Raw genomic sequence first — 15,098 nt, 5'->3', positions numbered from 1 at the left:
CACCCGCACTTATGAAGGGAAAATTATGAGGAATCTGACCAAGATCGGCGGAGCCGCGGCCATTGCCGCGGCCCTCACGCTGACGGCCTGCGGCGGTGGAGGCTCGCCCACCGGACCGGAAACCGCTAAGGGTCAGGGGGCAGGCAGCGACCTCTCCAAGCTCATCAGCATTAACGAAAAGCCTGCAGCCGATCTCCAGCAGGGCGGCAAGGTCACCCTGCCGCTTGGCAGCATCGGGCCGGACTTCAACGGGTTCTCCAACAACGGTAACAGCTCGGACAACTCCGCACTGATGGCCCCGATAAATCCAGTCGCGGTCACAGGTGGAGGCATTGGCGGCTGCTGGAAGGTCGACTTCGCGGGTAAGGTCACGCCCAACAAGGAATTCTGCGAGTCTGTGGACAGCAAAGTGGTCGACGGCAAGCAGACCATCACCATCAAGGTCAATGACAAGGCCACCTACAATGACGGCACGCCGATCGACGTCAGGGCTTTCCAGAACACCTGGAACGTCCTGAAGAGCCCCGACGCGGGCTACGACATCGTCAGCTCCGGTGCGTACCAGTTCGTTGAATCGGTGGAGGCCGGCAGCAGCAACAAGGAAGTCATCGTCAAGACCACCCAGCCGGTCTACCCCATTGACTCCCTCTTCTTCGGCCTGATCCACCCGGCCGTGAACACCCCCGAGATCTTCAACGAAGGTTTCAACGGCAATATGCACCCCGAGTGGATGGCCGGTCCCTTCAAGCTGAACCAGTACGATGCTGCCGCGAAGACGGTCAGCCTGGTACGCAACGACAAGTGGTGGGGCACTGAACCGATCCTGGAAAGCGTGGTCTTCCGCCAGTTGGAGACGAGCGCACAGGTCGCTGCTTTCAAGAACGGCGAAATCGACGGCATGTCGGCCAACACCATCTCCCTCTACAAGCAACTCGACGGCACCAAGGACGCAGAGGTTCGCCGCGGCCAGCGCCTGTTTGCCGGCGGCATGAACATCAACGCCAAGAGGATCACCGACGTCGACGTGCGCAAGGCGATCTTTGCCGCGGTTGACCGCGAGGCTCTCCGCAAGGTGCGCTTCAACGGCCTGAACTGGGAAGAGCCCAGCTCCGGCTCCATGATGCTCCTGCCCTTCTCCGACTACTACCAGGACAACTACCCCGTGAAGGAAACCGGCCCGGACGCAGCCAAGAAGGTGCTCACTGATGCCGGCTACACACCCAACTCCGCGGGCATCATGGCGAAGGACGGCAAGCCTGCCGCCTTCAAGATCAGCAACTTCGGTGACGATCCCACCACCCTCGCCTTCACCCAGACCCTGCAGAAGCAGCTCCAGGCCGGCGGCATGGATGTTGGCATCGATCAGCGAGCATCTGCCGACTTCGGCAAAGTCCTGGGCTCACGCGAGTTCGACCTCAGCGTCTCGGGTTACACCGTGGGCCCCGACGCCACGGATGCCGTCAAGCAGTACTACGACTCCAAGACCGACCTGAACGGCTTGGGCGATGCCGAGCTGGACAAGAAGATCGCCGCCCTGGCCTCCATCGAGGACAACGCCGAGCGCAACAAGGCAGCAATGGACGTTGAAAAAGAGCACATGGCGAAGTACTTCTCCATGGGTGTGGTGATGAACGGCCCGCAGATCTCATTCGTTCGCACCGGCCTCGCCAACTACGGCCCGTCCCTCTTCCAGAGCCTGTCCCAGGTTCCGGACTGGACCACCCTCGGCTGGGTAAAGAAGTAGAACTCCCGCCCCATCGGACGCTCTCTCACGTGTTGCTGGTTTTTCCCGGACGCTCGCTCACCGTCGGGCCGTCGCCGGTCAACGACCCTTAAAGGGTGCGAGAGCGTACGTCCTAAACATGCAGGAAGTGAGAGAGCGTGCAGGTAGCGTTTACCCTATGACCTGGCCTGAACCTGAACGCACCATCCGGACGGCCGTCGTCGGTTATGGCCTCTCCGGAAGCGTTTTCCACGCGCCGTTCATCGCGGCGGACAGCCGCTACTCGCTGGAAGTCATCGCAACGTCCGACGCCGGCCGCCAGGCTGCCGCAACGGAGCGTTACCCGGGCATCAAAACCGTGCGCGACGGCGGTGCCGTCCTTGAGCTGGCTGGTGACCTTGACCTCGTGGTGCTGGGGACGCCGCCGGCCACCCATTTCCCGCTAGCCAAGGCTGCGCTGGAGGCCGGCCTGGACGTTGTGGTGGACAAGCCCTTCGCCGTCAGCAGCGCCCAGGGGCAGGACCTCATCGCGTTGGCTGAACAGCTGGGCCGGGTCCTTACGGTCTTCCACAACCGGCGTTGGGACGGGGATTTCCTGACCGTCCGCAAGGTTCTGAATGGCGGCGCGCTGGGCAACGTGACGCGCTTTGAATCCAGCTTTGAGCGCTGGACTCCCCAGATTTCTAAAGCCTGGAAAGCCAGCGCGACGGCGGCAGACGGCGGCGGTGTGCTGTTCGATCTCGGCACCCACCTGATCGACCAGGCCCTGCAGCTGTTCGGGCCCGCCACGGTGGTCCATTCTGAACTTCGAATCCGAAGGCCCGAGGAGAAGGCTGACGACGACGCGTTTGTGGTCCTGCGGCACGAGTCGGGCGTCCTCAGCCACCTGGCCATGAACAAGCTCTGCGCCCAGCAGGGTCCCCGGTTCCGCGTCCTCGGCTCCACCGGCGGTTTCACCAAGCACGGGATCGACCCGCAGGAACCGTACATCGTGGCCGGAGGCAGCCCGCTGGATTCAGATTACGGCGTTGAAGCCCCGGAATGGGCGGGTGTGCTGGGCCGCGACGGCCACCTGGACGCATTGCCCACCGAACGCGGCGCCTATCCGGAGTTCTACCGGCTGCTGGCGGACAAGATCCGCGCCGGCGGAACCACCTCCGTACTGCCGCTCCCGGTAGACCCAACAGCCGCCGTCGACGTCCTTAAACTCATAGAAGGAGCACGGGACCTGGCTTAAACTGAAGTTACGTTGGTCCTTTCCTCGTTTTCCTTCTGGATTCCGGGGGAAGGACCATTTTTGTACCGACATTTGTAGCCACTAAATTATTTTGAATATCTCTTCACTTTGACCGCGGTGAAGCGTATTGTCGGGGTATGACCAAGGCAGCGCCTGCCATGCATGTAGCCGTGAATACTTCCCGCCGGACGAACAAGTCCGGGGTGGAGGTCGAGTACCGCTCAGTGCTGCTGCGCCGCTCCTTCCGGGAGGACGGGAAGGTCAAACACGAAACCCTCGCCAACCTCTCGGCGCTGCCGGCTCCAGCCATTGACACGCTGAAGGCGTCGTTGGCGGGCAAGACGATGGTGGAGGCCGGAGTGGCGTTGCAGATCACCCGCTCCCTGCCTCACGGCCATATCGAAGCCGTGTACGCCATGGCCCGAGGACTCGGGTTCGAGGCGATGGTGGGTCCGGCGTGCCGGGAACGGGATCTGGTCATGGCGTTGCTGGCCGCACGGATCTGCGCGCCGTCCTCGAAGCTGGCGACCCTGTCCTGGTTCGCCGACTCTACCCTCGGGGCTGACCTGGGGCCGGTGAGCACCGATGACCTGTACCGGGCCATGGACTGGCTCGGCACCCGCCAAGCACAGATTGAAAAAGCCTTGGTCCTCACCTATCTGCGCCCGGAGGCGAACCCGGAGAAACTGGCCCTGTTTGATCTTTCCTCCTCGTGGGTGACCGGCACCCACAACCCCCTGGCCGCGCATGGCTATTCCCGGGACAAAAAGCGCGGGGTGGAGCGGATTGAGTACGGGATGCTGGCCACCCGTGCCGGGATCCCCGTCGCGGTCCGCGTGTTACCGGGGAACACGGCGGATCCGACCGCTTTCATTGCCATCGCTAAGGAAATCCAGGCCCTCGCCGGGGTGGAAGACATGGTCATGGTCGGGGACCGGGGCATGATCACCTCCGCCCGCATCCAGGACCTGAAAAACACCGCCCTGGGCTGGGTCAGCGCCCTGCGCAACACCGCCATCCAGGCCCTCGCCGAGGACCAGGGCCCCTTGCAAATGAGCCTGTTCGATCAGCAGAACCTCGCCGAAATCAGCCACCCGGACTACCCGGGGGAACGGCTGATCGCCTGCTACAACCCCGCCCTGGCTTCCCTGCGCAAACGCAAGCGCGAAGAGCTCCTTGACGTGACCGAAGAACGGTTGAAAACCATCCAGAAAGCCGTGACCGCGGGCCGGCTCAAGGACGCCGGGAAGACCGGGCTCAGAGTCGGGAAAACCCTGGGGAAGAACAATATGGCCAAGCACTTCACCCTCACCATCACCGACACCACCCTGGCCTGGGAACGGAACCCGGAAACCATCGCCAGGGAAGCCGATCTGGATGGGATCTATGTCATCCGCACCAGCGTCAACGAGGACACCATGGGCGCCGCCGAGACGGTCCGGGTTTACAAGTCCCTGGCGAACGTGGAAAAGATTTTCAAAACCCTCAAATCCCGGGACCTGCACATCCGCCCGATCTACCACCACACCGAGGAACGCACCCGCGCCCACGTGTTCCTCTGCATGCTCGCCGGGCACCTGACCTGGCACCTGCGTCAGGCCCTCACACCCCTGACCTTCACCGACGAAGACCGGCCCGTCCCCGAGGAGCCCGTCGCCTCCGTGCACCGCTCCACCGCCGCCGCACGGAAGGCCAGCACCCGCACCCTGGACGACGGCACCCCGGCGCGCTCCTACCAAGCCCTTCTCCGCCACCTCGGCACCAGGACCAGAAACACCATGAAAATGACCGGCACCACCGGCACCTTCGAGCTACTCGCCGCGCCCACCGAAACCCAGCACCAAGCCCTAAACCTCATCCACGACCACGCCACCAACCACAGAAAGTAGCCAGACACCCCAAACCAAAAGACAGGAAGATCCCCGGAAACCCGGGGATCTTCCTGTCTTAACTCACGTAACTTCAGCTTAAAAGAGGCCGGTGGTTGAGCCTGTCGAACCTAAGTTTCGACAGGCTCAACCACCGGAACGGCCAAAGGAGGACTACGCCGAAACGAGCTCGTGCCAGTCCGCGACGAGGGGCAGGTTGTGAGCCTCGGACACGGAGTGGTGTGCCACGTGGCCGCCGGCGATGTTGAGGCCGGCTGCAAGTGCGGTATCGCGGTCGAAGGCGGCCCGCACGCCCAGGTTGGCCAAGGCCACGGCGTAGCGCAGCGTGACGTTGGTCAGCGCGTGGGTGGAGGTGTTTGGCACAGCGCCGGGCATGTTGGCCACGCAGTAAAAGATGGTGTTGTGCACCTTGTAGGTGGGTTCCTGGTGCGTGGTGGGGTGGGTATCCTCGAAGCACCCGCCCTGGTCCACCGCGATGTCCACCAGCACCGAGCCGGGCTTCATCCGCGACACGAGCTCGTTGCTGACCAGCTTGGGGGCCTTGGCGCCGGGGATCAGGACGGACCCGATCACGAGGTCCGCGTCCACCACTGACTTCTCGATCTCGTACTTGTTGGATGCCACGGTCTTGAGCCGGCCGGCGTACTGGGCGTCGAGTTCGCGGAGGCGGTTGATGTTGATGTCCAGGATGGTCACGTCGGCGCCCAGCCCCAGTGCCATGGCCGCGGCGTTGGTGCCCGCAACGCCGGCACCCAGAACAACCACCTTGGCAGGCCGGACACCCGGCACGCCGCCCAGGAGCACACCCTTGCCCCCGGCCGGTGCCATCAGTGAGGTGGCGCCCACCTGCACGGACAGGCGACCGGCAACCTCGGACATCGGAGCCAGCAGCGGCAGGGTGCGGCCTTCCTGCACGGTCTCGTAGGCGATGGCCGTGACGCCGGAGTTGATGAGCTCCTGGGTGAGTTCCGGCTCAGCGGCGAGGTGGAGGTAGGTGAAGAGGATCAGGCCCTTGCGGAAACGGTGGTACTCGGCTTTGATGGGTTCCTTGACTTTCATGACCATGTCCGCGCCGGCCCATACGTTATCGGCGTCGGCCACGATCTCTGCACCGGCGATCGCGTATTCCTCGTCCGTGATCCCTGAACCCAGCCCTGCGCCGCGCTCCACCAGGACGGTATGGCCGTGCGTGCGGAACTCGTTGACGCCGGCTGCGGTGATGGCAACGCGGAATTCGTTGTTCTTGATCTCTTTGGGGACACCGATGATCATTTGGGGCTCCATGTTCTCGTACCGGATGGGTCCGAAATTGCGGGGAAGGTTGTGATTCCAGAATAAATCCCGCTGTGATCCACCTGACAGCAAACCTGGATCCTGAGTGCACCGGTCCCGCGTGATTCCGGCAATTTTGGATTTCGTATATCGACAAATGTTCAGTCCGCGGGCGTCAGGTGTCGCCTGATGTTCGTTCGCCGGGAGGGCCGGGCGGGCAGTAGTGTTAGCCCATGCAGCAGGACGTGGAACAGCTGGTGGAGCAGGTGGCCCAGAAGCTCGGGCGCGGGCTTTCGCTCGAAGACCTGGACGGCCTGCTGCTCGCCTACAGCTCCAACCAGTCCCACGCGGACCGGGTCCGGGTGAACTTCCTGCTGAGCAAGAGGGTCCCCGCTGACGTCAGCGCCTGGCAGCTTTCCCACGGCATCGCCACGGCGGTCCGCCCGGTGGTGATTCCAGCCAATCCGGACCTGGGAATGCTGGGCCGGGTCTGTGTCCCCTTGATGGTGCGCGGTTTTCGCGTGGGCTACCTGTGGGTCCAACAGGACTCGGCAGAGGAAAATCCGACGGCGATTCTCGCCCAGTTGCCGGACGTGGCCCAGGGGATCGAACTGCTTTCCGGCCTGCTGCTGGACTCCAACACCGCTGAGTCAGAGTTTCGGCGCAGCCGCGAACGCGAGTTCCTGGCCGCCTGCGTTGGCGAGGTCAACGCGGTGGCCGCCGTGGCGGGGTGGAAGGAAATCCAGGGCAAGGGCCCCTGGCAGATGGTTACAGTGCTCGACGCCGACGGCTGGGCCGGCGGTCCCGACCCCATCGCCTCGACCCTGATCCACCGGTCCGCCGCGCTGCAGGCCACCGTGGGCGTGGACGTGGCGCTGTTCAGTGCGGGCACGGAAACCCACGCCGTGGTCCTGTTCAGCGAGTCCGTGGGCCGCGCTAACCATGCCCAGGTCCTGGTCCATTACCAGCTGGAGCTGGCCAAACGGTCGGGACGGCCGGTGCACCGCATTATCCTGGGCATCAGCGAGGGTTTTTCGAGGCCGCGCGAGCTTGCCGAGGCGTACCGGCAGTCCCGGCAGGCAGCGCAGGCGGCGGCGGTAGATCCCCAGCTGGGCGAACTGGTGGATTGCCGGGCCACGGGCGTCTACCAGCTGCTGGCATCCGCGGGTGGGGGTGCCGGGGCGTGGGCTGACTCCGGGTCCGTCTACGTCCGGATGCTTGAGGACCATGACCGGAACCACGAGCTCCTCCCTGTGCTGGAGCTCATCTATGACAACGACGGCGCGGTCCAGGACGTGGCCACCAAACTCCACCTGCACCGCAGCAGCATCTACAACCGCCTGGGCCGCATCCGCCAACTCCTGGGCGTCGACCCGCTCAAGGGCATGCCCCGGCTGGAACTCCACGCGGCCCTGAAAATGCGGCGCTGGGCGGCGCGTCCGCGGATCTAGCGTGCCCTGAGGGACATAAGCCCCCTGATTCCTAGGCCGGCCCCGGTGTCTTCTGCTGCTGGCTGTTGTGCTGCTCGCTCTTCTTCTGCTCGTCCAGCCAGGCCATGATGGACGCCAGCCTGATCCGGCGGTGCGTGCCGCGGTATTCCACTGGTATCTCGCCGCGATCGGTCATGTTCCGCAAGTACGTGTGGGAAATCCCGGCGAGCTCGGCCGCCTGGGAGGTGGTGAGCACCTCCTCCACGCTGCTGACGGTCACCGCTTCGCCGCGGCCGAACCGGCTGAGGAGGTCGACGACGGCGTCCCTCGCCTGAGGTGTCAGCCGGTGGACGGTGCCGTCCACAAAGACAGTGATGTCCTGGCCGCCCTCCAGGGCCTGCTGCAGTTTTCCTGCGTCCTCGGCCGGGAGGCCGGCAGTCATCCTGGAAGCTATCAGTGCCATGCCAACAGCCTAGCGCGGTAGCAGTATGGGACAGCGGTATGCTCGCTGGGTGAAACTGAATGGCGGCCGTGACATTGAATCCGGCGGGCTCGCGGGCCGGCTCTACCCTTCTGTGGCGACCTCCGGCGACGGTCCACGCCGGACGTATGTCCTGCTGCACGGCATCGGCGTCTCCCACCGCTACCTCGCGCGGCTGCACCGTGAACTGGCCCTGGCGGCCGATGTCTACTCCTTTGACCTGCCAGGTTTCGGCGATGCGCCCAGGCCCCGGCGGCAAGTGCCGGTGGGTGAGTACGCGGCCTTCGTCCGTGCAGCGCTTTCCGACGCCGGCGTGACGTCCTGCGTGGTGATCGGGCATTCCATGGGAACCCAGCATGCGGTTGAACTGGCCCTGCAGGAGCCGGAGTTCGTGTCCGGCGTGGTGCTGATGGGCCCGGTGGTGGACCCGCGCCGCAAGTCGGTTGCCCGGCAGGCGCTTGCCTTGACCCGGGACGCCATGTTCAGCGAGAGCCTGTCCGCCAATACCCTCGTCTTCTCCGACTATTTCCGGGCCGGCCCCCGCTGGTACCTCACCGAGTTGCCCGTGATGCTGCAGTATCCCCTGGATGCCAGGATCCGCGGAGTCGGCCAGCCGCTGCTGGTGCTCCGCGGCGGCAAGGACCCGGTGGCCGGCCGCGACTGGTGCCAGTGGCTCGCAGCCCAGGCACCCCAAGGCAGCGCGGCCGAAATCCCGGGCCACGGCCACGTTTTCCAGCACACCGCCACGGGGCCCACCGCCGCAGCGATCACCAGTTGGGCGCGGGGAGTAGACGGCTTCGGCGTCACCGCCTAGCTGCTATTCTGCGTCGAGGTCCGTTTCCAGGAGCCTGACCAGGGAATCCAGCGCCGCGTCGGCACCGTCACCGTCTGCCCGGAGCACCACCACATCGCCCTTGGCGGCGCCGAGGGTCATTAGCGACAGGATGCTGGAAGCGTCCAGCGCGTCATCCTCCGGGTCGCCCTGCATGGCAATGGTGACGTCCACTCCCACGTCGCCGGCGGCTTCCGCGAAGAGTGCGGCGGGGCGGGCGTGCAGGCCGGAGCGGCTGGCGATGGTGGCGATGCGTTCGGGCATGGTTCCTCCTGGTAGGTGTTCGTCGCTGGTAGGCGTTGGTGCGGGCGGCCGCGTTAAAGTCCGAGTTCTTCAAGCACCGGGAGTTTTTCGCGCACCCAGGCGCGGGCCTCGGTGGCGCTGGGGGCGGACAGCGCCAGCTTGGCCAGCTGCTGCGCCTCGGCGAGGGTGACGGTTTTCAGGACCGCCGCCACGGCGGCCAAAGAGCGGGCGGTCATGGACAGGGTGTTGACCCCCAGGCCGGTAAGGACGACGGCGAGAGCCGGGTCCGCGGCTGCCTCACCGCAGACGCCCACGGGCTTGCTGTTCCCTTCCGCGCGGGAGCCTTCCACGGTGAGCCCCACCAGGCGAAGCACGGCAGGCTGCCACGGGGTGTTCAGACCGGCGAGCGGGCCCAGCTGTCGGTCAGCTGCCATGGCGTACTGGGTGAGGTCGTTGGTGCCAAGGCTCGCAAAGCCCACCTCACGCAGGATGGATTCGGCGGTGAGCGCCGCGGACGGCACTTCCACCATCACGCCGGGGTTTTTGATCCCGGCCGCCGCGCACATTGACGCAAAGTGCGCCGCTTCCTCGGCAGTGGAAATCATCGGGGCCATCACCCAGACGTCAGCTTCGGAATCCTTCTCGGCGAGGGCGATTGCCTGCAGCTGGCGGTCCAGTACCCCGGGCGAAGTGAAGTCGGTGCGGTAACCACGGACGCCGAGGGCCGGGTTGGGTTCGGTGGCGTCGGTGAGAAACGGGAGGGGCTTGTCCGCGCCGGCATCCAGGGTTCGCAGAACAACTTTTTTGCCGGGGAAGGCGTCGAACACGCTCTTATAGGCGGCGGCCTGCTCTTCCACGGTGGGTTCGGTGTCGCGTTCCAGGAAGCAGAACTCCGTGCGGAACAGGCCAACGCCCTGGGCCTTGAGGCCGGCAGCTGCCACGGCGTCCTTGCCACCGCCCACGTTGGCGAGCAGCGGTACCACGTGGCCGTCCGCCGTCGTGCCGTTCCCGTCAAAGACGGCCAGCAGCGATGCGTTGGTGGCCCAGGCGTCCGCGGCGGCGCGCTGATCGCCGTCGGGGTTCACGCTGATGAGGCCGGCGGCGCCATCCACGTACACCTCGGTACCGTCGGTGAGTTCGTCCACGCCGGCTGCGGCGACGACGGCGGGCAAACCCAGGGAACGGGCAATGATGGCAGTGTGGGACTGCGGTCCGCCGCCGGCAGTGACAAGGGCCAGTATCTTCTCAGGATCCAGGGTGGCAGTGTCTGCCGGAGCCAGGTCCTCGGCCACCAGGATGAACGGCGTACTGGCGGAGGGGATGCCGGGTGCCGGAACGCCACGCAGCTCGGCCACGATGCGGGCCCTGACGTCCAGGACGTCGGTTGCGCGTTCGGCCATGTAGCCGCCGAGGTTGTGCAGCATTTCTGAAACCAAGGCGCCGGCTTCCCAGATGGCACGCTGCGCCGAAGTTCCGCGGGCGATCAGCTTGGCGGCGTTCTTCAGGAGCATGGTGTCCTTGGCCATCAGCGCAGTGGCCTCCAGTACCGCCCTGCCGTCACCGCTGGCCGTTTCAGCTCGTGCCTTGAGTTCGTCGTGGACGGCGGCAGCGGCTGTCTTGAGGCCGGCGGTGGCCTGTTCGGCGGAGGTGCCGGCGGCCAACTGCTCACCGGCGGGGGGTTCGCTGATCGGTTTGGGCATCTGGCGGATGGTTCCGATGATGCGGCCGGGGCTGACGCCTACTCCTGGGAAGGTCTGCACTGAAGTCCTCATTCTCTGCCGGTAGCCAGGCGCGCCCTCATGGTTCCCGGCGCCATGCCGGGTCCGTCGCGACGACTGCGTGCGACAGCGAATACGTGCCTGAAAAAATTGTATGTGATTCAGTTCATATAGCAATGCTATAGGTGATAGGGTAGCGGCTATGAGTTTGGATGGCCAGCTTCCCCCCAAAATGCGACTGTTGCGAGCAGCAGCCGAATTGCTGGCAAATTCCGCGGGGGCGGCCGTTTCCACCCGCCAGATCACGCAGCTGGCAGGTGTTACGGCGCCAACGCTGTACCACCACTTCGGTGACAAGGAAGGTCTTTTCGACGCCGTCGTCGCCGCAGGTTTTGAAGAGTATGTTGCGGGCGAGAGGGATTTCGCCCCGTCCGGCCAGCCGCTGGAGGACATCCGCAGGATGTGGGACAACCACGTGCAGTTCGGGCTCAAGCAGCCGGAACTCTACCTGGTGATGTTCGGGAATATCCGCCCGGAAAGCCGCCCCGCCATCGTCGCCGATGCCGAGGCCCTGATGGAGGAAATGCTGAACAAGGCGGCGGTGGCGGGCCAACTGAATGTCCCGCCGCGGGAAGCAGCCAGGTCCATCCTGGCCGCCAACGTGGGTGTGACACTCATGCTGATTGCGGAACCCGCCGCGGAACGGAACCTTGAACTGTCCATCATGACCCGGGACGCCATGATTTTTGCGGTGTCCGCGGAGCAGAGCGCCGGTGCCGGACCGGACGACTCCGGTAAATCCTCGGTGGTGGTGGCAGCGATCGCCTTGAACGCGGCACTCCAGGCATCGCACTCAGACCAGCTCTCCAGCTCGGAACTCAAACTGTTCCTCGAATGGCTTCACCGGATCTCCACCAGCACGTCGTCGTAACTATCGGACCCATCCTGCGCAGCAGCAGGAATGACGGTTAGGAAAGCACATGGCAACAGAGACAGTTGCAAAACCCCGCACAAGCGTGCGTGTTGGCGTCCAGAAGTTCGGGACGTTCCTGTCCGGAATGATCATGCCCAACATCGGGGCGTTCATCGCCTGGGGCCTTATCACCGCCCTCTTCATTGAGAAGGGCTGGATCCCGGTCCCGCAGTTGGGCGGTTTTGGCGAAACTGGCGGGAAGCCGAACATCGGCCTCGTGGGCCCCATGATCACCTACCTGCTGCCCCTCCTGATCGCCTACACCGGCGGCCGGATGGTCTACGACGTCCGCGGCGGCGTGGTGGGCGCCATCGGCACCATGGGCGTCATTGTGGGCGCCGGCATCCCGATGTTCATCGGCGCCATGATCATGGGCCCCCTCGGAGGCTGGGCCATGAAGAAGGTCGACCTCCTGTGGGAGGGCAAAATCCGCCCGGGCTTCGAGATGCTGGTCAACAACTTCTCCGCCGGCATCTTGGGTGCGCTGCTCGCGATGCTCGGCTTCTATGGCATCTCCCCGCTGGTGCAGGCCTTCAGTACCGGCGCCGGCAACGTGGTGCAGTTCCTGGTCAACAACGGCCTGCTGCCGCTCACCAGTATTTTCATCGAGCCCGCCAAGGTGCTGTTCCTGAACAACGCCATCAATCATGGCGTGCTGACCCCGCTGGGCATCCAGCAGTCACTGGACCAGGGGAAGTCCATCCTGTTCCTGCTCGAGGCCAACCCCGGCCCCGGGCTGGGCGTCCTGCTGGCCTACATGTTCTTCGGAAAGGGCATCGCCAAGGCTTCGGCGCCGGGCGCCGCGATCATTCACTTCCTCGGCGGCATCCACGAAATCTACTTCCCGTACGTCCTGATGCGCCCGCTGCTGATCTTGGCCTCCATCGCCGGCGGCATGACGGGCATTGCCACCCTGGCCTTCACCGGCTCCGGGCTGGTTGCGCCGGCGGCACCTGGCTCGATCATCGCGGTATTGGCCCAGACCTCCCGTGACAGCTACGTCGGAGTGATCCTCGCAGTGGTGCTGGCTACGGCGGTTTCGTTCCTCGTGGCCTCCGTGATCCTGAAAACCACCAAGCACAGCGACGAGGTGGACCTTAACGACGCCACGTCCAAGATGGAGGCGATGAAGGGCAAAAAGAGCGCCGTATCCTCAGCGCTGACCGGCGCCGGTGCGGTGCGGGGTGGCGGCGTGGGCACGGCCGTCTTGGCCGGCCCCATCAAGAACATCGTGTTCGCCTGCGACGCCGGGATGGGCTCCAGCGCCATGGGAGCCTCGGTGCTCCGCAACAAGATCAAGGCTGCCGGGTTCCCGGATGTCAAGGTCACCAACGCCGCCATCGCCAACCTCAGGGACACGTACGACGTCGTCATCACCCACCAGGACCTGACCGAGCGTGCCAAGCCCGCCACGTCCAGCGCAGCACACTTCTCCGTGGACAACTTCATGAACAGCCCGAGGTACGACGAGATCGTGGAACTCGTCAGGGAAAGCAATACTGAGGCAACCGCCGGCGCTGACACTGAAAGGGCCGGCGGAACCAGCGGAACCGGCGCCGCCGTAGCCGCCAGGGCGGGCCACGGCGCCCACGTCGCCGATGTTCCGGTTGGTGCAGAACCGGCTGCCGCCGTCGCGCCTTCCGACATCCTGGTGTCCCGCAGCGTCATCCTCAACGGCATGGCCACTACGCGCGATGCCGCGATCGACGAGGCCGGCCGGCTCCTGCTGGACCGTGGCGCCGTGGACCAGGACTACATCGCGGCGATGCACGAGCGTGAGGAATCCGTGTCCACGTACATGGGCAGCTTCCTGGCGATCCCGCACGGCACCAACGCGGCCAAGGACCACATCATGAAGTCGGCGGTTTCCGTGATCCGCTACCCGGACGGCATCGACTGGAACGGCAAGCAGGTCAAGTTCGTGGTGGGCGTTGCCGGCATCAACAACGAGCACCTCCACATCCTGTCCTCCATCGCCAAAGTCTTCACCAACAAGGCCCAGGTGGCCCAGTTGGAGGCCGCGACATCGGTGGAAGAAGTCCTGGAGCTGTTCGGAAAGGTCAACGCATAGTGAAGGCAGTACATTTTGGCGCCGGGAACATCGGCCGCGGGTTTGTGGGGTTGCTGCTGCATCAGGCCGGGTATGAGGTGGTGTTCGCCGACGTCGCGGACGCCCTCATCACCCAGCTGGCAGCAGCGGACAGCTACCACGTCAACGAGGTGGGGGAGAACCCTGCGGTCCGGACAGTAGACGGTTTCCGGGCGCTGAATTCCGGCACCCAGGAAGCGGACTTGGTGCGGGAAATCGCGACGGCGGACATGGTCACCACCGCCGTTGGGCCGCATATCCTGAAATTCGTGGCGCCGGCCATCACCAAGGGCATCGCGGCGCGGGAGGCCGGGCTGGCGCCGCTGCAGGTCATGGCCTGCGAGAACGCCATCAACGCCACGGACATCCTGCGGGCAGAAGTGGCGGCGCTGTGGGACGACGCCGCCGGCTCCCTGGGCTCCATGGCGGTGTTCGCGAACACCGCAGTGGACCGGATCGTGCCTAACCAGGAGCCCGGGCAGGGCCTGGATGTCACGGTGGAGACATTCTACGAATGGGTCATCGACCGGACCGCCTTTGGTGATGCGGCGCCGGTAATTCCGGGCGCAACCTTCGTGGACGACCTCTCGCCCTACATCGAGCGGAAGCTCTTCACCGTGAACACCGGGCACGCTTCCGCAGCGTACTTCGGGTTTGAAGCCGGGCTGGAGAAAATCTCCGATGCCATGGCCGATCAGGACGTGGCGGAAGACGTCCGCGCGGTCCTGGAGGAGACCAAGCAGCTGCTGGTGGCCAAACACGGGTTCAGCAACGACGAGCAGGAAGCCTACGTCCAGAAGATCCTGGTCCGGTTTTCCAACCCGCACCTGCCTGACGCCGTGAACCGCGTGGGCCGCGCCCCGATGCGCAAACTCAGCCGGCACGAGCGGTTCATCGGCCCGGCGGCCGAGCTGGCAGAACGCGGGATCGTGCCCGAGGCCTTGCTGGGTGCCATCGCCGCGGCGCTGCGCTTCACCGATCCTGCCGACACCGAAGCAACGGAACTCGCGGAAATCCTGGCGTCGTCGTCCCCGGCCGACGCCACTGCCCGAATCACGGGGCTGGCGCCCGATCACCCCTTGTTCGCGGCCGTGTCCACGCTGGTGGAAGAGCGCCAGGCAGAGGAGGCGAAGGCGCCCGCCTAGGTCCCATAAACCGAAACGCTCTCTCACTGGATGTGCGTTTTACGGAAACGCTCGCGCACTTAAACG

At 65.0% G+C, this 15,098-nt stretch carries 12 protein-coding genes; 8 read left to right on the top strand and 4 right to left on the bottom strand.

Annotated features, from left to right (window positions below):
* The first annotated feature begins 25 nt into the window (after nt 1-25).
* From ABIB27_RS09650 to ABIB27_RS09640, 3 genes are all read left to right on the top strand, one after another.
* Entirely contained in the window at nt 26-1,744 is a 1,719-nt protein-coding gene (locus ABIB27_RS09650) for an ABC transporter family substrate-binding protein (RefSeq protein ID WP_354216987.1), read from the top strand.
* A gap of 157 nt (nt 1,745-1,901) precedes the next feature.
* Nucleotides 1,902-2,960: a Gfo/Idh/MocA family protein gene (locus ABIB27_RS09645; RefSeq protein WP_354216988.1), complete on the top strand. Its 1,059-nt coding sequence runs from the start codon at nt 1,902-1,904 to the stop codon at nt 2,958-2,960.
* A gap of 137 nt (nt 2,961-3,097) precedes the next feature.
* Entirely contained in the window at nt 3,098-4,849 is a 1,752-nt protein-coding gene (locus ABIB27_RS09640) for an IS1634 family transposase (protein ID WP_354253828.1), read from the top strand.
* A gap of 153 nt (nt 4,850-5,002) precedes the next feature.
* On the opposite strand, the gene ald is transcribed toward ABIB27_RS09640, so the two are convergent.
* A complete protein-coding gene (gene ald, locus ABIB27_RS09635; RefSeq protein WP_354217684.1) occupies nt 5,003-6,121 on the bottom strand; it encodes an alanine dehydrogenase in 1,119 nt (372 codons plus the stop codon).
* 233 nt (nt 6,122-6,354) lie between these two features.
* Between ald and ABIB27_RS09630 the strand changes: the two genes are divergently transcribed.
* Nucleotides 6,355-7,572, top strand: coding sequence for a PucR family transcriptional regulator (locus tag ABIB27_RS09630; protein WP_354217685.1), 1,218 nt, complete (start codon nt 6,355-6,357; stop codon nt 7,570-7,572).
* Nucleotides 7,573-7,603: 31 nt separating this feature from the next.
* On the opposite strand, the gene ABIB27_RS09625 is transcribed toward ABIB27_RS09630, so the two are convergent.
* Nucleotides 7,604-8,014, bottom strand: a complete 411-nt coding sequence (locus ABIB27_RS09625) for a helix-turn-helix domain-containing protein (RefSeq protein ID WP_354217686.1) — start codon at nt 8,012-8,014, stop codon at nt 7,604-7,606.
* A 49-nt stretch (nt 8,015-8,063) separates the two neighbouring features.
* Between ABIB27_RS09625 and ABIB27_RS09620 the strand changes: the two genes are divergently transcribed.
* Nucleotides 8,064-8,846, top strand: coding sequence for an alpha/beta fold hydrolase (locus ABIB27_RS09620; protein ID WP_354217687.1), 783 nt, complete (start codon nt 8,064-8,066; stop codon nt 8,844-8,846).
* 3 nt (nt 8,847-8,849) lie between these two features.
* Here the strand turns inward: ABIB27_RS09620 and ABIB27_RS09615 are convergent, their stop codons facing one another.
* Entirely contained in the window at nt 8,850-9,128 is a 279-nt protein-coding gene (locus ABIB27_RS09615; protein WP_354217688.1) for an HPr family phosphocarrier protein, read from the bottom strand.
* 53 nt (nt 9,129-9,181) lie between these two features.
* Nucleotides 9,182-10,867 (bottom strand): phosphoenolpyruvate--protein phosphotransferase, encoded by a 1,686-nt coding sequence (gene ptsP, locus ABIB27_RS09610; RefSeq protein ID WP_354217689.1) that lies wholly within the window; start codon nt 10,865-10,867, stop codon nt 9,182-9,184.
* A 160-nt stretch (nt 10,868-11,027) separates the two neighbouring features.
* Between ptsP and ABIB27_RS09605 the strand changes: the two genes are divergently transcribed.
* Genes ABIB27_RS09605 through ABIB27_RS09595 form a run of 3 tightly spaced genes read left to right on the top strand, consistent with a single transcriptional unit; the run spans nt 11,028 to nt 15,032 of the window.
* A complete protein-coding gene (locus ABIB27_RS09605; RefSeq protein WP_354217690.1) occupies nt 11,028-11,756 on the top strand; it encodes a TetR/AcrR family transcriptional regulator in 729 nt (242 codons plus the stop codon).
* Nucleotides 11,757-11,805: 49 nt separating this feature from the next.
* Nucleotides 11,806-13,869 (top strand): PTS mannitol transporter subunit IICBA, encoded by a 2,064-nt coding sequence (locus ABIB27_RS09600; protein WP_354217691.1) that lies wholly within the window; start codon nt 11,806-11,808, stop codon nt 13,867-13,869.
* On the top strand, nt 13,869-15,032 hold the full coding sequence (locus ABIB27_RS09595; protein ID WP_354253827.1) for a mannitol-1-phosphate 5-dehydrogenase: 1,164 nt from the start codon (nt 13,869-13,871) through the stop codon (nt 15,030-15,032). The genes ABIB27_RS09600 and ABIB27_RS09595 overlap by 1 nt, the downstream gene beginning before the upstream one ends.
* The last annotated feature ends 66 nt before the right edge of the window (nt 15,033-15,098 follow it).

This window comes from Arthrobacter sp. UYEF21 (assembly GCF_040546085.1).
Classification (GTDB): domain Bacteria; phylum Actinomycetota; class Actinomycetes; order Actinomycetales; family Micrococcaceae; genus Arthrobacter.
This window is presented reverse-complemented; position numbering and strand designations above follow the sequence as displayed.